Genomic DNA, 19,396 nt, shown 5'->3' on the forward strand with positions numbered 1-19,396 from the left:
TGCTTCCGGGACGAGGCGTCACTGGCCGAGTGGCAGGAGTCCGAGACCGTCTGGTCGGCGGCGCGCCGGCAGCTCCCGACCGCCGGCGGTAACACCCTTTTCAGACGCGTCCGCCTGCCCGGCGCCGCCCCCACCACACTGTGCCCACCGCCGCCGCCCTCGCACCGTGTCCGGACACCGCACCCGCCACCCGGCGGCCGGTGTCAGGAAGCCCCAGGGGTCTTGCCGGCCGTGCGGAGCAGCGGGGTGATGGCCTTCTTCAGCGCGGTCTCGGTCACCGCTCCCATCTGGGCGGCCGCTATCTTGCCGTCCCCGTCGACGACGATCGTGAAGGGAAGGGACTGGGGGTTGACCAGGCCGTGCGGGAGTTTCAGGGCCTGGTGTCCTGAGGGGTCGTGCAGGGACGGGTAGCCGAGGTGGTGGTCGTGCTGGAAGGCGAGTGCGTCGGCGCGGTTGTTGTCGTGGTCGATGCCGAGAACCTGGACGCCCCGGCTCTTCCAGCGCTGCTGGATCTTCTTCAACTGCGGTGCCTCGATACGGCAGGGTCCGCACCAGGAGGCCCAGGCGTTGACCACCACGACCTTGCCCCGGTAGTCGGACAGGTGGACCGTGCGGCCCTCCAGCGTGGTCCCGGAGAAGTCAGGGGCGGGTGGGCGTTCGCCTTCCTTCAGCGTCTGGCTGAGGGGACCGGAGGATGTGGTGTCACCAATCGTGGCGGGCGTCGAGCAACCGGCCCCCATCGCGCAGAGCGCGGCCACACCCCCGGCCCAGGTCAGGAAGGTTCGTCTGGGCGGGCGGGATCGTCGAGGCGATCGGGGCCGTCGGAGCGTCGTCATCGGCTTTGCGGGATCCTTCGCATCGGTGCGGTCCGGGGTGGGGAGCTCAGGCCGCTGCTGGGCGCGGTCCACGGGTGGCCGTCGGGCAGCTCGGTCAGCGGCCCCACGGCGCTGAGCGCGTGCAGGGCGGCGCCGCGCCAGGTGTAAGTCACATCAGCCCCCGTGTGGTGCGGGCCCCGGCGGCGGCCCGCTGCACGATCATTGTCCTCCCGGTGTTCCACGCTCCTGTGGGCGGGGGGCCATAGCGTCCGCCGTCTCTCAGGACACCAGGGTCGTACAACAGCTATAGAAAGAAACGCAGTTCGTTCGGGAACGGCCGCGCGCCGGGCCACGGGGCGACCGGGTCCGCTGCGTCACCCTCGACCCCGGCGACCGGTAGCACAGCCCCGGGTGGAATGCGGCTGGTACCCCGTGCGGTGCGCCCGCCGCCGTGCCCTACCGTGAGCCCGGACCCAGCCGACTCGCCCGGGAAGACGACTACAGCGCATGCCTCTCACCCGCCGCACCCGACTCGTTCTCACCGCAGGGGCAGGCCTGCTCGCCGGCGGCGCCGCCCTGACCGTCCATGCGCTCACCGGCGCCGACGCCGATGCCGGGTTACAGCCGGCCAAGGCCTCGGGCGCACCGCACTGCCGGCGCATCACCGACACCGCACCCTCCTCGCTCGGGGGCCTGCCCCGCCGCGGCAGCAGCCTTGCCGGCGTGGCGGTGTGGGGGCAGCAGGACATCATCCTGCGCTGCGGGGTCACACCACCGCACCTGACCCCGGATCCCTGCTTCGCGGTCGACGGCGTGGACTGGATCATCGACCGGGCGCAGTCCACCGGCACCCGCAAGGTCATAGTCAGCTACGGCCGCACCCCCGCCACCCAGGTCGTCTTCGACGGCCGGGGTCACACCGACGCCGCCCTGGTAGACCTGTCCAAGCTCATCGCCCCGATCCGGCAGACCTCCCACTGCATCCCGTCCCGTTGACCGCGCACCCCACAGGGGCGTCGGCCGCGGCCGGCCCGGGTGACGTCCCAACTCGGCCAACTGCTCGACCGACCTGCCCCGCCTGAGCGCCCCGAGGGTGAAGAACTCCGTCAGATGACGCACGAGGCAAGCGTAAGGGGTGCGCGGAACCCCTCCACGAGAGGCGCGCAAAAACCGATTGGCGGGCCACAGCGGCCGCTGCTACCTTCACCGAAGACCGTGCGAGGAAACAAGGAGGTGGTACCCGTGAACGTTTCGACATGGGTGCTCTCCTCCGGGGTCACGGTCGGGCGATAAGTCGCCCGGGAGCGCCGTTCACGCGCACTCCCGAAAGGCACGACCATGGCCCTTGACTTCACCTCCGAACAGCGCCTCGACGACGGCGTCCTCGAACGCCGATTCGTCCTCGGCGAGATTCCCGGCATCTTGTGGACGCCCGCGTCCGCATCCGTATCCGCGCCGGTGCCGCTGATACTGCTCGGCCACCCCACGCTCGGACTGCACAAGATGTACCCCCGGCTGGTGGCACGGGCCCGCCACGCCGCGGCCGACGGCTTCGCCGCGGCCACCATCGAACTTCCCGGAAGCGGCGAACGGCCCCGACAGGCCCCCCTCGAGCAGGCCCGCGCCGACCTGCGCCGGGCAATGCAGGCCGGCGAGCCGGTCAGCGACGAGATCATCGACGCCCTCATCCTCCCGCTCGTCGACCAGGCGGTACCGGAATGGCAGGCCACCCTCGACGCTCTGCTGCCGCTGCCCGAGATCGGCGGCCCGGTCGGGTACTCGGGCGGAGTGATCTCCATCGGCATCCGCCTCGCGCTGCGCGAGCCGCGCATCGTGGCCGCCACTCTCTTCGCCGGGAGCTTCGTGCCTCGCACCATGTTCGAAGAGGCACGCCAGGTCACCATTCCGCTGCACGTCCTGCTGCAGTGGGACGACGAAGGCAACGACCGGCAGGCCGCCTTGGACCTCTTCGACGCCTTCGGCTCGAAGGAGAAGTCCCTGCACGCCCACATGGGCGGCCACACCGGCGTCCCGCAGGCAGCAGGGGATGCCGCGGCCCAGTTCTTCACCCGCCACCTGACGTAGGCCCAGGCACTCAGGCCGCCGAGCCCGACACCCACCACGCAGCGGTGACCCGGTAGTTGCTCATCAGGAAGCTGCCCATCAAGAACAGGTACAGGTCTCGGCACTCCTGCGCCGTCTGCGTCGCGGGCCCCTGCCAGGTTGGGCAGGGGCCCGCACGGCCGGAAGGCATGAACGAATCCGACTGCCCCATCCGAAGACACAGAAGACACAGAGGCACGCCCACGTAACCGGTCGCCTGCAGATCAAGCCTGTTTGATGCCTCTGCTCAATAGGATCTCGGATCTGCCGTGCGGGCGGCCTGGGCTGAATCTCTTCCGCCTCGTGTTCATCCGTGTACCTGAGGGCGGCTTGGTCGGTTGGCTGTGGGATCCCCCCGGCCCTTCTTACGGAGCGGTGACGTGCTCGCGTTGGCAGATGCGGCCCGGACGGTTCACGGGCCACTATGGTCCCGCAGCAGAAGAAGGCGTCGCTGCGGCACAGGGAAGCGGCTGCCGCAGCGGCCCCGGTGCCCCGGGCCCACGCCCGGGGCACCGGCTGCACGTCAACGGCCGCTTCCCGGCGCCCGATTCGAACCGCCCGGGCGGACCGCGGCGCGTGCCGCAGGACCTCCGACCACCCACCCCAGCCCTGGGTAATCCACGTCACACGCTGCTTGTGTCAGCCATCGGGGCTCCGTCTCGTTCAGGGGGCACGAACGAGACAGGAGCCATGTCATGAAGCACCGCATCGTCGTCCTCGGTGCCGGATACGCCGGGGCCTGGGCTGCCGGAAACCTGGCCCGCCGGCTCTCCCCCGCCGACACCGAGATCACCGTCGTCAACGCCGTGCCCGACTTCGTCGAGCGGATGCGGCTGCATCAGCTCGCGGCCGGCAACGACCTCTCCTTCCGCTCCCTCACCGGCGTGTTCGCAGGATCCGGGGTACGGCTGCGCGTGGCGCGCGTCACCGGCGTCGACCCCCAGCGCAAGACCGTCACCCTCACCGACGAAGGCGGCCTACACGGCCGGCACGGCGAGTACGGCGAGTACGGCGAGTACGGCGAGTACGGCGAGTACGGCGAGTACGGCGAGTACGGCGAGTACGGCGAGTACGGCGAGGGCGAACTCGCCTACGACACGCTGCTCTACACGCTCGGCAGCTCGGTGGCCCAGCACGGCGTCCCCGGTGTGGCGGAGCACGCCTTCGATGTGACCGGCCTGTCCTCGGCGCTGCGGCTGCGTGAGCGGCTGACCCGCCTGGGCGCGGGCGGCACCGTGCTGGTCGTCGGCGAGGGGCTGACCGGGATCGAGGCAGCCACCGAGTTCGCCGAGTCACGGCCCGACCTGTGCGTCTCGCTCGCCGCCCGCGGTGAGGTGGGTGGCTGGCTGTCCCCCAGGGCCCGCCGTCACCTGCGCCGGGCCTTCGACCGGCTCGGCATCACCGTCCACGACAACAGCGGCATCGACGCCGTCGAACCGGGCCGGGCGATCACCGCCGACGGCAGGTCCCTTACGGCCGACGTCACCGTGTGGTCGGCCGGATTCGCCGTGCACCCCCTCGCGGCCGCAAGCGGCCTCGAGGTCACCGGCAGCGGGCGGATCGTCGTCGACCGCACCATGCGCTCGCTGACCCACCCGGACGTCTACGCCGCCGGTGACTGCGCGCACGCGATCGGCGAGAACGGCCGGCCGCTGCCGATGTCCTGCGCGACGGCCGGCTTCACCGCCCAGCAGGCGACCGCCGCGATCACCGCGCGCCTGACCGGCCGTAAAGTACCGCTGACCGGGCTGAAGTACTACGGCAACCACATCAGCCTCGGCCGGCGGGACGCGATCTTCCAGATGGTCGATGCCGACGTCCGCTCCGCGTCCTGGTACCTGGGCGGCGCAAGCGCCGCGCGGCTGAAGTCGGCCATCCTCACCGGCGCGGGATGGAACGTCGCCCACCCGACCTTCGGCCTGCCCGCGCGCACCCGCCGCCTGGCCGCCGCACCCCACGCAAGCGGCGTGGGGGCCGCGGCCTAGGCTGCCCGGTATGGACAGCGCAGCCGTCGCACGGTTCGAGGCCGGCCGGAGCCGGCTGGCCTCGCTCGCCTACCGTCTGCTCGGCTCGGCCGCCGACGCCGAGGACGCCGTGCAGGACACTTTCCTGCGCTGGCAGGCCGCCGACCGTGCACTCATCGAGGTGCCCCAGGCCTGGCTGACCAAGGTCTGCACCCACATCTGCCTCGACCGGCTGCGCTCGGCGCAGGCACGCCACGAACGCGCCGCGGGCGCCTGGCTGCCCGAGCCCCTCCTTGAAGGCGACCCCTTGCTGGATCCCGCGGACACCGTCGCGCAGCGCGAATCGGTGTCCCTGGCGGTACTCACCCTCATGGAACACCTCTCCCCCACCGAGCGGGCCGCCTACGTGCTGCGCGAGGCGTTCTCCTACCCCCACGCGGAGATCGCCCAGATCCTCGACATCACCGAGTCCGCAAGCCAGCAGCACCTCCACCGCGCCCGCACCCGCCTCGCCGCGAGCCGCCCCCGCCGCGGTGGTGGCGGCGAGGCCGACCCGGCCGTAGCGCGCCGTGTCGTTCGGGAGTTTCTCGCCGCCGCCGTATCGGGGCGCACCGAGCAGCTGGTGGCACTGCTCACCGAGGACGCGACCGCCCTCTCCGACGGCGCCGGGCTGGGCAGGCGGCTGCTGCGCCACACCACGCGCGAGCGCATCGCCTCCTTCGTGCGAGCCGGGTTCAGGCCCACACCGGCCAAGCGGCGGCTGGCCGGGGGCTGGCCCGTCCTGCATTTCGCACCGGTCAACGGCTGCCCCGCCGTCGTCGCCGTGATCGGCGAACACGTCGTGGGCACCGTGGTGTTCGAAGTCGCTGACGGCAGAGTCACCTCCCTGCACGGCATCGCCGCGACAGACCGGCTCACGCGCCTGAACGCGGCCTGGCAGCACCACCACCCCGGCACGCCCGCCCTCCACACCTGGTGACCCTGGCCCGGCCCTGGTGGCCTCCGCACCCGGGCACGAGACTCCAAGGCGCCAGGTGAGCCAGGGGCACGCCAGGCGCTTTCCACCAACTCCTCTGATGTGCGCAGCGCTTGACGCGGGCTCCCCATGGGGAGCCATGCCGTGCTCCGGGGCCAGGGGGCCGCACGGGGCGGGGCAGACCGCCTACGTCCCGCACGGTGCCCTGCGCTGCGCACGCGCTCACGCCCGGCCCTCTGCGGGACCTGGCGACCACGCCCAACGCTCTCGCCGACACCGCGGAGCGGGCCAGCGGCCCGCACGCGACGTACGACAGCTACCAGCGCAGCCTGAACGCGGTGCGGTACGCCGCCACGGAACCGGGATGGGCCGACGCGCGCTCGTTCACCTTCCGCCGGTCGCTTACGGAGCGCCCCGAGACGGTCTGGCGCCACCTGACCGAGGCCGACCTGCTCGTCCACTGGTGGACACCCGAAGACCTCCGCGTCAGCGAGCGCTGCTCCCCGACGGCCGCCCCGCCTTCACCGCCCATGTCGAGCTGAGCCTCGGGCCCGCCGACACGGGCTCCGCCGATCCGCGCGACGAGGGCTTCGCCAGGTGGCTCGTCGACACCGACAAGGTGGTTCTCTCCTCGCCCCTCGGCCAGGCGCCCTGGGAGCGGACGAGGATCGTCGACAAGCCGGCCGCCGAGGTGGCCGGAGATCCGAAGGCAACAAAAGGCGGCGACGTCCTCGTGCTCTCCAGCGTGAGCGTGATCAAGGCGCTGCTGGCGGCCGAAATCGTGGACCGGCCGGCGCTGACGATCTTCCCCGTCTCCCTCGGCTGCGGGCCCCGCCTCTTCGACGACGGCCTGCCCAAGCACAGTGGACGCTCGTCCGCCGGGCCGCCGGGCCGCCGGCGAAACGGAACGCTGTCCCTCGTCTGCGACCGAATCCGCACCGTCCACGTACCTGAAAGCGGCGCGGGAGAACACGGTTCCGCGCCGCACCATCGCCACCAGCCGCCATACGCACACCAGAGCGACCTGTACCGACACCAGGCCCAGGATCGTGATCACGCGCAGCGGGGTCAGCGGTAGCGACCCGTCCTCCGGATCGGTGGCCAACGCCCGGACCATCAACGCCTGGACGAACACGGTGCCGGCGAGCACCACCAAGTCTCAGGACGGCAGTGCTCTCTTGTCGGGGTCCGCCACTTCTTGCTCGATCGGGTGGGTGGGTGGGTGATACTGGCACGGCGAGATCGTCGCCTGGAGTCGTTGCCCCGCATATGCCAGGTGGTGCGTGGATGAGACGAAGGCAACACCGGGGTGTCAGGCGTCACCCTGCTTGGTGCGGGTATACGCGTCAGGTGACTGGGGCAGTGAAGGCGGCCGCGATGGAATCAGTGCCCGTGGGGGAGGACGACACCACGCCGGGCGAGCGGTTGATCCAGACCACGGTGGCGTTGGACGGGGACGGGTCGGTGATCGCCCAGGCCCGTCATCTGGCGGCCGATTTCCTGGCCCGGGTGCAGTCGGTGCACGGTCTGCCGGTCTCCCAGCGGGCGATGGACCTGACCCAGCTGGTGGTCAGCGAGCTGGTCACCAACGCCCGCAAGTACGCTCCCGGGCCGGTCCTGCTCGATCTGCGGATCGCCGGGGACACGGTCGAGGTCGTGGTGTGGGACTCCGACCCGGTGCTGCCGGTGGCCAGGGCCGCCGACGCGGGCCGGGTGGGTCAACACGGCCTGGAGATCGTCATGGCGGTCGCACAGGGCTTCGAGGCACAGCGCGAACCGGTCGGCAAACGCATCACCGCCCGTATCGCGCTGGCCGACGACCCCGGCGGCGCCGTCACCGGACTCACCCCCCAGTAGACACGGGTCGGCCCGCCCGTCCCGGACACGCGTTGGCTGCGCGGCACCTGCTGCCGGCTCGTTCACCGGTGGCCGACGGAGCGGCTCACCTCTCCCCACGTGTGAGCCTCGGCCAACCGGCCTTCCTCCGCCTTCACCGCGATGTCCAGGGCGTCGGCGCCGAGCAGGAGGCGGCGCGGGGGCTGGTCCGCGGCCACGGCCGCGAGCACGGCTCGGGCCATCTTCACCGGGTCGCCCGATTCCTTCCCGCTGTGCTCGATACGGCGCTGCAGCCAGGCTCCGACGGTCTGCTGGTAGTCGGGGGCGACCGGGCTGGACGGCGTCGCCGCGCCTGCGCCCCAACCGGTGCGGATGCCGCCCGGCTCCACGATGATCACGTCGATGCCGAACGGGGCCACTTCGTTCGCCAGCACCTCCGAGAAGCCTTCGACACCGAACTTCGCGGTCTGGTACGCGCCGAGTCCGGGAGTGCCGCCGACGCGGCCGCCGATGGAGGAAATCTGCACGATGGCGCCGGACCGCTGCTCGCGCAGGAAGGGCAGAGCGGCTCGGGTCACGTTGATCACACCGTAGAGATTGGCCTCGATCTGGGCCCTGAACTCGTCCTCGGGAAAGTCCTCGATCGGTGCGCTGGTGGCGTAGCCGGCGTTGTTGACCACGACGTCCACCCCGCCGAACCGCTCCACCGCGGCCGCCAGCACTTTGCGGGCTTCCAAGGGCGCCGTCACGTCCAACGCCATGGGCGCCAACCGCTGGGGGTATTCCGCCTCCAGGTCCGCGAGCGCTTCCGGACTGCGCGACGTGGCGACAACCCGATGACCGGCCCGCAGCGCCTCAACGGCCAGCGCCCTGCCGAGCCCCTGAGACGCTCCTGTGATCAGCCATGTCTGCGTCATGACGCACTCCTCATGATCTTCTCTCTGGCTGCCCCTTTCAGCAGCTCTGCCGTTCGACTGTAGCGCTTCCTCATGTAAATGCAACATTCATGACGCAGATCGCAATCCAGACGCGACGTTCGTGGGGATATTGGTGTTTCAAGTGCAGCGATGCGTTAACATGGCCCGACCATGAGAGCCGACGCCGCCCGCAACATGACGACCCTCCTGCGCACCGGCGCACGCCTCCTCGCGGAGGACCCGAGCACCTCGATGGCTGCCATCGCCTTGGCCGCAGGGGTGGACCGCACCACCATTCATCGCCGTTTCGCGAGCCGGGAGGCTCTGCTGCAGGCGGTGTTCCACGCCAAACTCGACGCGTCCGAGCGCGTCCTGGACGACGCCCGCCTGGCCGAGGCCCCGGTTCCCGTCGCCCTCCACCGGTATTTGGAGGGGATCATCCCCGTCAGCCGCGAGTGGCCGGTCGACACCCGCCGGATGATGGAGCAGGACCCCGGAGCACGGGACCGGCGCGACGCCCTGAGCGAGCGGCTGCTCACGTTCCTGCGGCGCGCCGCCGACGAGGGCTACGTGCGCAGCGACGTCGACGCATCCTGGACCTACGCGACCCTCGGCCGGCTCGTCGACACCGTGGCCCACGACTTCCCCACCCTGCAGGCCCCACAGGCGGCAGACCTGGTCGCGGACACCTTCCTGCGAGGCCTCGGCGCGCGCTGACGAAGCGCGGCGCCACACGGCGACCGGCAACCCCACGCCCCCACCCGCCCGAGACCAGGCGGCGGGCGGTGCAGTGGTCAGCTCCGTGCCACCTCCGGGTGGAGGCGACACGGAGCTGACCGGACGTCGTTGTCTAGTGCTTGATCGGACCAGGGGTGTACCTCGACGGGATGGTGAACACGAACTCCCGGGGGTCTTCGTGTGCGCTCTCCATCTTGTCCGGCACGCTGTGGTAGCCGAGTGCGTAGAGGTTACGGTCGGGAGCCCACGTGTTGTAGCAGTAGATCGCCTTGCGCTTGATCGCCATATGGGCCGAGGGGATGTTCAGCACGTACGCGGCGCCGTTGGCCCGCTGGCTCTTGGGCTTGTCGTAGGCGTAGACGTAGTTGAACCGCACGTCCGTCAGCACGCCCTCGTTCATGAGGAAGTACGCCGCGTCCGCGAGTGCCTTGTGGGTGTCGGTCTCCTCCAGCCAGCCGGCGGTGAACTTGTGCGACGCTCCCGGGTACTGCTTCGCGAGCGCCTTGATCTTCGCCTTGACCGAGTCCACGAACCGGTAGTAGTTGTCGTCGGAGTTGTACGGGCTGTCGCTCAGCTTGAAGTTGATGACCTTGTCGACTCCGAGGGCCTTCGCCGAGGCCATGAACTCCGCGGTGCGGGCCGGCACGATCATGCTCGCCCCGTCCGTCGGCCACGACAGACCGTGGTGGCCGCCGGCTGCGCACGGGTGGCGGGAGTCCCCGATGGTCAGCGGGCACGGGTCCTGGTTCATCTTCTTCGCCAGCTGGTCGTTCTCGCCCTTGGACACGAGAACCAGGTAGACGGGCCGGCCGGCGGCCTTGTGCTCCAGGATGGAACCCGCCAGCCCCAGGGCCTCGTCGTCCTGGTGCGGGGAGTAGAAGATCGCCGGAGCCGCTGCCGCCGAGGCCTTCGCCGGTGCCCACAGCGTGCTGCCCGCGAGCGCCGCGCCCGTGAGCGCACCGGCCGCCAGCACCTGGCGCCTGCTCATCCGTTCCCCGTGTCCCATCCCCATGTCCGTTCCCCTCGGTCTGTGCGGTGTCCGGTCTGTCGGTACGCTGCCCGACGACACCGCGCCTGGTGGGGCCCCGCCCGCCCGCGGCCGGCGCCCTGCAACCAGTCGACCATCGGCACGCGCCGCCGTACCAGGAACTTCTCCCGGCAGGAGTGCAGGCCGCCCTACTTCTGCCGGTCCTCTCCGCCGCGGCCGGCAAGCCGGCCCCTGCCGGTCCCCGGTGCTCAGATCGACCTCCGTGGCCTGCGCGAGCAGATGTGGGCCGCGCTCGACAGCGAGCCGGTCGCTACGGGCGTCGTGGGATGCGCTGCCAGCCCGTATGACGGCCCGTCCGTCCGTTCACAACTGCCTTGCCGACGCGTCGGCTTCCTGCGTCGCGGCCCAGGAAGCGAGCAGCCGCAGCCCTTCCTCCGAGGGTGAGCCGGGTTCCGCGGTGTAGATGGTGAGGGTGAGGCCGGGTTCGGCGGCCATTTCCAGGCCTTCGTAGGCGAGGGTGAGGTCGCCGACGGCGTGGTGGTGGAAGCGTTTGGTGCCGGTGCCGTGGTGGCGGACGTTGTGCGCGCCCCAGCGGGTGCGGAAGTCATCGCTGCGCGTGGACAGTTCGCCGACGAGGTCGTGCAGGTCCTTGTCGTGGGGGTCACGGCCGGCCTCGGTGCGCAGGATGGCGACGGCTACGTCGGCGGCCTGGTCCCATTCGGGGTAGAAGCGGCGCGAGGCGGGGTCGAGGAAGTTGAACCGGGCCAGGTTCGCCTGGTTGCCGGCCGTGGCGTAGAGGTCGGCGTAGAAGGCGCGCGCGAGCTGGTTGGCGGCGAGGATGTCCATGCGGCCGTTGCGGACGAAGGCCGGGCCGGCGGTGATGGCGTCCAGGACCCATTGCAGGCTGCGGTGCGGCGTCCATGGCCGTGCGGCGCGACGTCGGGGACGGGTGAGGACGTCGGAGCCGTCTGCGGTCTGCGCCAGGTTCAGGAGGTGGGCGCGTTCGGCGTCGTCGAGCTGGAGGGCGCGGGCGACGGCTTCGAGGACGGCCGGAGAGACACCGGCGAGATTGCCGCGCTCCAGCTTGGCGTAATACTCCACGCTCACGTCGGCCAGAGCGGCGACCTCGCTGCGGCGCAGGCCGGGCACGCGCCTACGGCTGCCGGAGGGCAGCCCCGCCCGCTCGGGAGTGATCTTCGCGCGCCGCGAGGTGAGGAACTCGCGGACCTCTGCCTGGTTGTCCACGCCTTCGACGGTACGTCCTGCTCGCAGTCGGAGGGATGTACCGCCGGTACACCCTTCGACGGTGTCTCGTTACGCGTGCCGGGACGGGGTTACCTGGATGACGTGGTGCTTTCCGCCCGGCCTCCCGACGGGCGTGCACCTGGCCTCGCTCGGCGACGGCCCCGGACATCCGCGTCCGGCTTTCCACGCCTCGGCACGCAAAGGAACCCCTCTCATGCGCGGCACAGTGATCCACGCCCCCCGCGACATCCGCTTCGAGACCCTGGACGACCCGAAGATCCTCCATCCCACCGACGCGATCATCCGCACGGCCGTGACCTGCGTGTGCGGATCCGACCTGTGGCCCTACCGCGGCGCGGAGCCGATCGGTGACCCGCATCCGATGGGTCACGAGTACGTCGGCTTCGTCGAGGAGGTCGGCAGCGAGGTCACCTCCGTCCGGCCGGGCCAGTTCGTCGTCGGCTCCTTCGCCACCTCGGACAACACCTGCGCCAACTGCGAGAACGGCTTCCAGTCGAACTGCCTGCACCGCGAGTTCATGTCCACCTGCCAGGCCGACCACGTGCGCATCCCCAACGCCCAGGGCACCCTGGTCGCCACCGCCGAGGTGCCCGGCGAGGAACTGTGGCCCGGCCTGCTGGCCGTCTCCGACGTCATGGGCACCGGCTGGTGGGCCGCCGACGCGGCCGAGGTGAAGCCCGGCTCCACCGTCGTGGTCGTCGGTGACGGCGCCGTCGGCCTGTGCGCGGTGATCGCCGCCAGGGAGATGGGCGCGGAGCGGATCATCGCCATGTCCCGGCACGAGCCCCGGCAGAAGCTCGCCCGGGAGTTCGGCGCGACCGACGTCGTCACCGAGCGCGGTGACGAGGGTGTCGCCCGGATCAGGGAGCTCACCGGCGGGATCGGTGCCGACAGCGTGCTGGAGTGCGTCGGCACCGCTCAGGCCATGCAGCAGGCCCTGCGCTCCGCCCGGCCCGGCGGCAACGTCGGCTTCGTCGGCGTCCCCCACGACGTCGCCGTGGACGGGCAGGAGCTGTTCTTCTCCCACGTCGGCCTGCGCGGCGGCCCCGCGCCCGTCCGCCGCTACCTGCCTGACCTCATCGAACTCGTCGTGACCGGCCGTATCGACCCGGGCAAGGTCTTCGACCTCGCCCTGCCCCTGGACCAGGTCGCCGAGGGCTACCGGGCCATGGACGAGCGTCGCGCCGTCAAGGCCCTCCTCAAGCCCTGACCCACCCCCGCACGCGCAAGGAACACGGAGCAAGGAGAGCAAGCAACCGTGCAGATCACCCGCAGCTCGATCGACACCCTCAAAGGACCCGCCGACTGGTTCACCGGCGACGTCTACATCGACCCCGTCGCCGCGGCCCCGGCCCCGTCCCGGGTCACCGCGTCCCTGGTGCACTTCATGCCCGGCGCCCGCACCCACTGGCACCGCCATCCGTTGGGCCAGACGGTCTTCGTCACCGAAGGAGTCGGCCTGTGCCAGCGCCGCGGCGGGCCGGTGGAAGTCATCCGGCCCGGCGATCGCGTCCTGTTCGAGGCAGACGAGGAGCACTGGCACGGCGCCGCACCGAACCGGCTGATGGTCCACCTGGCCATCAACGAGGGCGACGACACCCACGACGTCGTGCACTGGCTGACCCCCGTCACCGACGAGGAGTACGCCGCCGCCCCGGCCACCGGCTGAGACGCCGGGCCGCCCACCCGCAGGCGGTCACTCCCCGGGGGCCACCGCGCTCGTAGCGTGGCGGCCCCGGTCCGCCCGGTCGCGTCACGAGGGACGCTGCACGCACTGCGGCCGCGCTCGTCTTCGTCCCGGTCGGCCGAGCGGATCACCATCGAGGCCGCGACCCCATCCCGAGGAAAGAAGCCCTCTCATGTCCCACCCCGCCGCTTCCGCGTCGGGCAAGATGCCCTTGGTGGTGTGGGTGCTCGCCGCCGGCACCTTCCTGATGGGCACCACCGAGTTCGTCGTCGCCGGGATTCTCCCCGACATAGCCCTCGACCTGGGCGCCGGCGTCTCCCACGCCGGACTGCTGATCACCGCTTTCGCCGTAGGCATGATCGTCGGTGGTCCGACCATGGCTCTGGCTACCCTGCGCCTGCCCCAGCGCCTCACCCTCGTCCTGGCTCTGGCGGTCTTCGCCGCCGGTCACGTCGTCGCGGCCGTCACCGGTTCCTTCACGGTGGTCCTGGCCGCCCGATTCGTCACCGCACTGGCCACGGGTGCGTTCTGGGCCGTCGGCTTCGTCATCGCCACCGGCGCCGCCGGGCAGGCGAACGCCACCCGGGCCGTCAGCGTGATGATGGGCGGCCTGACCCTGGCCAACGTCGTCGGCGTACCCGCCGGCTCCCTCGTCGGGCGCGTCATCGGCTGGCGCGGCCTGTTCCTGGCCCTGGCCGTGCTCGCCGTCCTCGCGGCCGTCGTGATCGGGCACTTCGTCCCCCGGACACAGCGGCGCGCCCAGGTGTCCGCGCGCGGCGAGATCCGGGCCCTGCGGCAGGGCCGTCTGTGGCTGGCGCTGGCCGCGGCCGTCCTGATCATGGGCGGTGTCCTCGCGACCTACACGTACATCGCGCCGCTCCTTACCGTCCGGGCCGGCGTCCCGGCTGACGCCGTGCCGCTGGTCCTGGTCGCCTTCGGCGCGGGTGCGCTGGGCGGCACGGCGATCGGCGGCCGGCTGGGCGACCGCCGGCCGATGGCCACGACGATCCCGGCCGCCGCCACGACCACGCTGGCTCTGTTCGCGCTGGTCCCGCTGTCCACGACTCCGGCCGCCGCCGTCGCCCTGATCTTCCTCATGGCCCTGGCCGGGTTCACCATCAACCCGGTCGTAACCGCCCTCGCCGTCCGCTCCGCCGGTGACGCGCCCACCCTGGCCTCCGCGCTGACCACGTCCGCGTACAACACGGGCATCGCCGCCGGCTCCGCCCTCGCCGGGCAGGCCCTCGCCTCACCCCTCGGCGTCACCGGACCCGCCTTGGTCGGCGCCGTCTTCGCGGGCCTGACCCTGCTGCCGCTGATCGCCCTGGCCATCGCCGCCAGGCGCGGGACGACCCGCGTCGTCGCCCACGGCACGGGCGAGGCGCAGGCCCCGGTACGGCAGGACATCGCCGAGGCGACGGCGACGGCGCGGCGCTGAAACAGTGCGCCCATCGCCCGCCCCCTGGCACCAGGAGCAGTCCAGTGCCCCCGCGTACGACTTCTCCGGGGCAGCTCGCCTTCGGCGCGGGCGCCGGCGCGAGCTCGGGCATGGGCCTGGCCGGCCGGCCCATGCCGGTCACGGGTTCACGGGTCGGCGCGGCGGCGTTGCGTGGACGTGAACAGCTCCCAGTCCGCACGCCCTCCCGCTCCCATGACCTCGGTGGCGGAGGCGAGTTCGTCGGTCGACGTGCGGCGCAGTTCGCGCCGTGCCACCCGGCCCACCAATGCCGGCAGCAGTGGGCGCAAAGGCTGGCACCAGCGCAGCCACGGCGGCGCGTAGACATGGTGGGCGCGGTGCGCGATGCCGGTCGCGAGCCAGTCGGCCACCTGTGCCGGGCTGTGGACGCGCCGTGCGAACCACGGCTGGTTCTCGCGCAACGAGCGCAGGACCGGGTGGTCGTCGATGCCGGTGATCATGTCGGTACCCGTCCAGTGCAGGTAGGCGATACCGACGGCGACACCGTCGGGCTGGACCTCGCCGCGCAGGGCCTGCGCGAAGGACTCGGCGCCTGCCTTGGACGCGCAGTACGCGCTCATCATGGGTGCCGAGCCGAAGGCCGCGGTCGACGCGATCTGCAGGAAGTAGCCGTGGGTGCGGGTGAGCTGGGGCAGGAAGGCCCTGGCGGTGTTGGCCGCTCCGACGAGGTTGACGTCGATGACCCGTTGCCACAGGTCGGCGTCGGTGCGGCTGAAGGGGCCGCCGACGGCGATCCCCGCGTTCGCCACGACGACGGACGCGCTCCCGAGCCGGTCCTCCACCTGCCGGGCGGCGCTGTCGAGCGCCGCCCGGTCGGTGACGTCCGCCTCGACACAGAGGCTCGGGGAGACCAGGCCGGCCGCGGCGCTGCGCAGCGTCTGCCCTTCGCGACCGAGCAGGGCGACCCGCATGCCCGCCTCGGACAGGCGTCGCGCGAGGGCCTCACCCACCCCTCGGGCGGCTCCGGTGACGACGGCGGTCCGCCCCCGCAGGGGTGAGCCGGCAGGGGCTGCGGCGGGTACGGGGCTGCCGAGGACGGTGTCCATGCAGTCGTCTCTCTTCCTGAGGGGTGCAGTGCTGTGACGGGACGGCGCTGCCGTTGCCGTGGATGCGTTCCGCCGTCGAGGGACCGGGGCCGGGCTTGCCCGGGCCGCGGGGTCTCGGCGATGTCACCGGCCGCCGCCGTACCCGGCCTACACCTGGAGGGTGCCTCCGTACCGCTCGCCGATGCGAGTTCGTGCGGGTGGTCTTCCGGGCGGGCGTGAACCAGGGGCGTCGGCGTTGGTGTCAGGGCGGCCGTTCGTCCCACCGGAGGTCCGTGCTCAGCACGTCCTCCACGTCGTTGAGGCGGTCCAGGCCCTGTACGGCGCGAAAGGTGCGCTGGTTGGCGGCGAGCAGCGTGCGGTGGCGGTGGACGAAGGACCAGTACCCGGTCGTGTACGGGCAGGCCCGCTCCCCGGTGCGGTCGCCGGGCCGGTAGGCGCAGCCGTCGCACAGGTCGCTCATGCGGTGGATGTACGCCCCGCCCGAGGTGTACGGCTTGGTGGTCATCCGGCCGCCGTCGGCGTACTGGGACATGCCGGTGACGTTGGGCAGCATCACCCAGTCGTAGCCGTCGACGAAGCAGCGGTGGAACCAGTCGGTGACCGCCCGCGGGTCCCAGCCGCGCTGCAGGGCGAAGCTGCCGAGGACCATCAACCGCGGGATGTGGTGGGTCCAGCCGGTGTCGCGCACCTGGGCGAGCACGGTGGTCAGGCAGCGGGCGGTGACGGCGTCGGCGTCCAGGTCCAGGAACCATGCGGGCATCCGGGTGCGGTGGTCCAGGGCGTTGTGGTGCCGGTACTCCTCGCCGAAGTACCAGTAGAGCTGCCAGACGTACTCGCGCCAGCCGGCGATCTGCCGGACGAAGCCCTCGACGCTGTTGACGGGTGCCCGGCCGGCACGCCACGCGTTCTCGGCGGCGGTGACCACCTCGACCGGGTCGAGCAGACCGAGGTTCAGCGACGAGGACAGCAGACTGTGGCTCATCACCGGGTCGGCGGCGAGCATGGCGTCCTCGTGCGCACCGAACCCGGCCAGCCGGTGCTCGGTGAAGCGGCGCAGCGCGCTCAGGGCCTCGCGGCGGGTGGCGGGGAAGCGGCGGGGGCCGTCCCGGCCGACGAAGCGGACTCCGTCGTCCCGTTCCCAGCGCTCCAGGTCGGCGCGGACCTCGGCGTCGATCTCGTCCTCACGCGGCCGGTAGGGCTTGGGTGCGCCGAGCGTGGGCGTTCCTCTGGGTGGGGGTTCGCGGTTGGCGTGGTCGTGGTTCCAGCGTCCGCCGGCCGGGGTGTCGCCGTCCATGAGGAGGTCCAGTTCGCGGCGTACCCAGTGGTAGAAGTCCTCCTGGCGCAGCCGTCGCGCGTCGTGTCCGTCGGCCCAGGCGCGGAAGGCGTCGTGGGGCAGCAGGAAGCCGCGCGCGGGCAGTACCCGCACCTGGTCCAGCGAGCGCACCAGACGAAGGGCGGCCCTGGAGGTGGGGTGGTGGACGGTCAGGGCTGCGTCGCCTATCGCCTCGCGCAGGCCGTCCCGGTACGTCTCGGCGCGCACGTAGCGGACGCGGTCGCCGAGCTCGGCGGCACGGTGGCGCATCGCGGAGAGCACCAGATGGGCCTTGGCCCGGTGGAAGCGGCGCCGCCGGAACACCGAGCGGGCCTCGATCATCACCACGGGCGTATCGCGAGTGGGTCCGCCGTCGTCGCCGGGGGTGAGGAAGTGCGGGCCGAGCTGGTCACCGAACAGCCAGTGCGGGTCGGACATGGTCACTCCCGTCGGTCTCGGGCCCGCAGGAACCGGTCCGGGCCCTCGGACGGGTCCACGCCCCGTGGCGGCTACGTTCACGCCAGCCGTCGCCTCGTCCGCCGGTGACGCCTGGATCGTCGTCCTTGAACACTCGCGTCCCGCGCGCTTCTCGTGCCTCTACGGTGCCGCCCATCCGTCCACACGCGCCGGGTGCGCGCGGCATACGGGTGACGTCCAGGAGGGACGGCCGGCCGGGTTCCGAGGCGGAGCGGGAGGCGCAAGGCGTGATCGTTCCGCGCCGCCACGGCGGCGACCGAGGCGGTCCCGGCGGCGTCTGGCCGCTTTCCCCGGTGGGTCGCAAGCCCCCTCGCTGCCCGGCGCACGGGTTCACCGACCGACTCCGTACCCGCCAAGCGGTCGATCTGTGTGGCGTGGCCGAGGAAGCCCCGCGGGGTCGGCTGGGATGCTGCGTGTGTGGCTCCCGGGGCCGGCACGGCCGAGAGCTCGGCCGGAGCGCGGCTCGTCCTGCCGGCACTCGCCGCCGGTCCGTTCCTGATGGCGCTCGACAGCTCTGTCATGAACGTCTCGATCGCGGCGGTGGCGGCCGATGCCGGCACGACGGTGACCGGGATCCAGGGCGCCATACGGCGTGCACGCTCGTGATGCGCAGGACCCCCAGTGAGGCCGTCGGATCGCTCGGCATCCCGCTGTCTCACCCGGACTCGTGGACGGATCGGCCTGACTCCCGGTGTCGGGCCCGTGGGTTCGCGCTGAGACTCTCAGCACCCCTGACCCACGGGCGTTCGCCGGCGCTTTCCAGGCGAGGGAGCCGGACGGTGCGCTACTCGCCGGGCGCGAGTGTGGCTGCCAGAATCGCGGCCGCGTCCCGGATCAGCCGGTTGTCGACGGACGCGTCCTCGGCGTCCTTCGTGGACAGCACGGTGAGCAGCAGCGGCGTCCGCCGTGTCGTCCAGGCGACGCCGATGTCGTTGGCGGTGGCGTAGCTGCCGGTGCCCGTCTTGTCCGCGAGGACCCAGTTCCGCGGCAGCCCGGCGCCGAACCGCTCGGCGCTGGTGGTGTTGCCCTTCAGCCACGTGACGAGCTGCTCGCGGTCGGCGCGGGCCAGGGTCCGGCCGAGGGTCAACCGCTCGAAGCTCCTGCCGAGGGCTTCGGGTGTACTCGTGTCCTGCGGGTCGCCGGGGACAGCGGTGTTCAGGTCGGTCTCCCAGCGGTCGAGTCGGCTCACCCGGTCGCCGAGCGACCGGAAGAACCGGGTGAGGCCCTGCGGACCGCCGATCTGACGCAGCAGCAGGTTCCCCGCCGTGTTGTCGCTGTACTGGATCGCGGCCGCGCACGCTTCGCCCAGCGTCATCCCCGTGGTCAGGTGGGCCTCGGAGTGCTGCGAGTTGTCGAGGATGTCCCGCGGCGGGTAGTGGATCACTGCGTCCAGGGGCGCGCGGTCGCCGTGGTCGCGCAGCACGGCCGCGGCGGCGAACGCCTTGAACGTCGAGCACATCGCGAACGGCTCCCCGGCGCGGTACGCCACGGTCCGGCGGGTGCGCACGTTGCGGGCGTAGACGCCGAGCCGGGCGCCGTAACGCCGCTCGAGATCGCCGAACTCCGTGCCGAGGTCGACGTATTCAGCGTCGGGAACCGCCGAGGCGGGGGTGGAGGCCAGGGCGGGGGCCGTCGCGACGGCGGTGGTGAGGGCGAGGCCGGCCTTGAACAGGCGGCGGCGCGGCATCGGGTCGGCACTGGTCATGTGCGGAGTTCTCCCAGGTCGTCGGTGATCGGGCGTCGGCTTCGTGGATCTTCGACGAGGACAGCGAAACAGCACGACTCCGCTCATGT

At 71.8% G+C, this 19,396-nt stretch carries 19 protein-coding genes and 2 pseudogenes; 12 read left to right on the forward strand and 9 right to left on the reverse strand.

The features are described 5' to 3' along the window. Positions 1-203: 203 nt before the first annotated feature. Positions 204-740: a TlpA disulfide reductase family protein gene (locus tag PV343_RS04565; protein WP_319145451.1), complete on the reverse strand. Its 537-nt coding sequence runs from the start codon at positions 738-740 to the stop codon at positions 204-206. A 582-nt stretch (positions 741-1,322) separates the two neighbouring features. On the opposite strand from PV343_RS04565, the gene PV343_RS04570 reads away from it, so the two are divergent. Next, a complete protein-coding gene (locus PV343_RS04570) occupies positions 1,323-1,811 on the forward strand; it encodes a DUF3515 family protein (RefSeq protein ID WP_319145452.1) in 489 nt (162 codons plus the stop codon). A 342-nt stretch (positions 1,812-2,153) separates the two neighbouring features. Beyond that, complete coding sequence (locus PV343_RS04575; RefSeq protein WP_319145453.1) at positions 2,154-2,900, forward strand: alpha/beta hydrolase; 747 nt, start codon at positions 2,154-2,156, stop codon at positions 2,898-2,900. Positions 2,901-2,910: 10 nt separating this feature from the next. Here the strand turns inward: PV343_RS04575 and PV343_RS04580 are convergent, their stop codons facing one another. Next, entirely contained in the window at positions 2,911-3,069 is a 159-nt protein-coding gene (locus PV343_RS04580) for a hypothetical protein (protein WP_319145454.1), read from the reverse strand. A gap of 544 nt (positions 3,070-3,613) precedes the next feature. Between PV343_RS04580 and PV343_RS04585 the strand changes: the two genes are divergently transcribed. From PV343_RS04585 to PV343_RS40305, 4 genes and pseudogenes are all read left to right on the forward strand, one after another. Beyond that, positions 3,614-4,903: an NAD(P)/FAD-dependent oxidoreductase gene (locus tag PV343_RS04585; protein ID WP_319145455.1), complete on the forward strand. Its 1,290-nt coding sequence runs from the start codon at positions 3,614-3,616 to the stop codon at positions 4,901-4,903. 10 nt (positions 4,904-4,913) lie between these two features. After that, positions 4,914-5,861: a sigma-70 family RNA polymerase sigma factor gene (locus tag PV343_RS04590; RefSeq protein ID WP_319145456.1), complete on the forward strand. Its 948-nt coding sequence runs from the start codon at positions 4,914-4,916 to the stop codon at positions 5,859-5,861. Between the two features lie 197 nt (positions 5,862-6,058). Further along, entirely contained in the window at positions 6,059-6,400 is a 342-nt protein-coding gene (locus PV343_RS04595) for an SRPBCC family protein (RefSeq protein WP_319145457.1), read from the forward strand. A 149-nt stretch (positions 6,401-6,549) separates the two neighbouring features. Then, positions 6,550-6,702: pseudogene (locus PV343_RS40305) on the forward strand (dihydrofolate reductase family protein); the annotation flags it as partial. 96 nt (positions 6,703-6,798) lie between these two features. Here the strand turns inward: PV343_RS40305 and PV343_RS04605 are convergent. After that, positions 6,799-7,014: pseudogene (locus tag PV343_RS04605) on the reverse strand (DUF2975 domain-containing protein); the annotation flags it as partial. Between the two features lie 221 nt (positions 7,015-7,235). On the opposite strand from PV343_RS04605, the gene PV343_RS04610 reads away from it, so the two are divergent. After that, entirely contained in the window at positions 7,236-7,715 is a 480-nt protein-coding gene (locus PV343_RS04610) for an ATP-binding protein (protein WP_319145458.1), read from the forward strand. A 62-nt stretch (positions 7,716-7,777) separates the two neighbouring features. Here PV343_RS04610 and PV343_RS04615 read toward each other — a convergent pair whose 3' ends face one another. Beyond that, positions 7,778-8,611, reverse strand: coding sequence for an oxidoreductase (locus PV343_RS04615; protein WP_319145459.1), 834 nt, complete (start codon positions 8,609-8,611; stop codon positions 7,778-7,780). A gap of 171 nt (positions 8,612-8,782) precedes the next feature. Between PV343_RS04615 and PV343_RS04620 the strand changes: the two genes are divergently transcribed. After that, complete coding sequence (locus tag PV343_RS04620; RefSeq protein ID WP_319145460.1) at positions 8,783-9,328, forward strand: TetR/AcrR family transcriptional regulator; 546 nt, start codon at positions 8,783-8,785, stop codon at positions 9,326-9,328. A gap of 133 nt (positions 9,329-9,461) precedes the next feature. Here PV343_RS04620 and PV343_RS04625 read toward each other — a convergent pair whose 3' ends face one another. Further along, positions 9,462-10,337: a PIG-L deacetylase family protein gene (locus PV343_RS04625; protein WP_319145461.1), complete on the reverse strand. Its 876-nt coding sequence runs from the start codon at positions 10,335-10,337 to the stop codon at positions 9,462-9,464. A gap of 363 nt (positions 10,338-10,700) precedes the next feature. After that, positions 10,701-11,582, reverse strand: a complete 882-nt coding sequence (locus tag PV343_RS04630; protein WP_319145462.1) for a helix-turn-helix transcriptional regulator — start codon at positions 11,580-11,582, stop codon at positions 10,701-10,703. Between the two features lie 214 nt (positions 11,583-11,796). On the opposite strand from PV343_RS04630, the gene PV343_RS04635 reads away from it, so the two are divergent. From PV343_RS04635 to PV343_RS04645, 3 genes are all read left to right on the forward strand, one after another. After that, entirely contained in the window at positions 11,797-12,813 is a 1,017-nt protein-coding gene (locus tag PV343_RS04635) for a zinc-dependent alcohol dehydrogenase family protein (protein WP_319145463.1), read from the forward strand. A 48-nt stretch (positions 12,814-12,861) separates the two neighbouring features. Beyond that, on the forward strand, positions 12,862-13,272 hold the full coding sequence (locus PV343_RS04640; RefSeq protein ID WP_319145464.1) for a cupin domain-containing protein: 411 nt from the start codon (positions 12,862-12,864) through the stop codon (positions 13,270-13,272). A gap of 190 nt (positions 13,273-13,462) precedes the next feature. Next, positions 13,463-14,728: an MFS transporter gene (locus tag PV343_RS04645; protein ID WP_319145465.1), complete on the forward strand. Its 1,266-nt coding sequence runs from the start codon at positions 13,463-13,465 to the stop codon at positions 14,726-14,728. A 146-nt stretch (positions 14,729-14,874) separates the two neighbouring features. Here the strand turns inward: PV343_RS04645 and PV343_RS04650 are convergent, their stop codons facing one another. Together PV343_RS04650 and PV343_RS04655 are read right to left on the reverse strand one after the other, a co-directional pair. Beyond that, positions 14,875-15,813, reverse strand: coding sequence for an SDR family oxidoreductase (locus PV343_RS04650; RefSeq protein ID WP_319145466.1), 939 nt, complete (start codon positions 15,811-15,813; stop codon positions 14,875-14,877). A gap of 241 nt (positions 15,814-16,054) precedes the next feature. After that, positions 16,055-17,563: a cryptochrome/photolyase family protein gene (locus tag PV343_RS04655; RefSeq protein WP_319145467.1), complete on the reverse strand. Its 1,509-nt coding sequence runs from the start codon at positions 17,561-17,563 to the stop codon at positions 16,055-16,057. 456 nt (positions 17,564-18,019) lie between these two features. Here PV343_RS04655 and PV343_RS04660 point away from each other — a divergent pair, with 456 nt between their 5' ends. Next, positions 18,020-18,208: a hypothetical protein gene (locus PV343_RS04660; RefSeq protein ID WP_415923451.1), complete on the forward strand. Its 189-nt coding sequence runs from the start codon at positions 18,020-18,022 to the stop codon at positions 18,206-18,208. Between the two features lie 178 nt (positions 18,209-18,386). Here PV343_RS04660 and bla read toward each other — a convergent pair whose 3' ends face one another. Beyond that, positions 18,387-19,307, reverse strand: coding sequence for a class A beta-lactamase (bla, locus tag PV343_RS04665; RefSeq protein ID WP_319145469.1), 921 nt, complete (start codon positions 19,305-19,307; stop codon positions 18,387-18,389). Positions 19,308-19,396 lie beyond the last annotated feature (89 nt).

Origin of the sequence: Streptomyces sp. WI03-4A (genome assembly GCF_033792105.1) — a bacterium.
Classification (GTDB): domain Bacteria; phylum Actinomycetota; class Actinomycetes; order Streptomycetales; family Streptomycetaceae; genus Streptomyces; species Streptomyces collinus_A.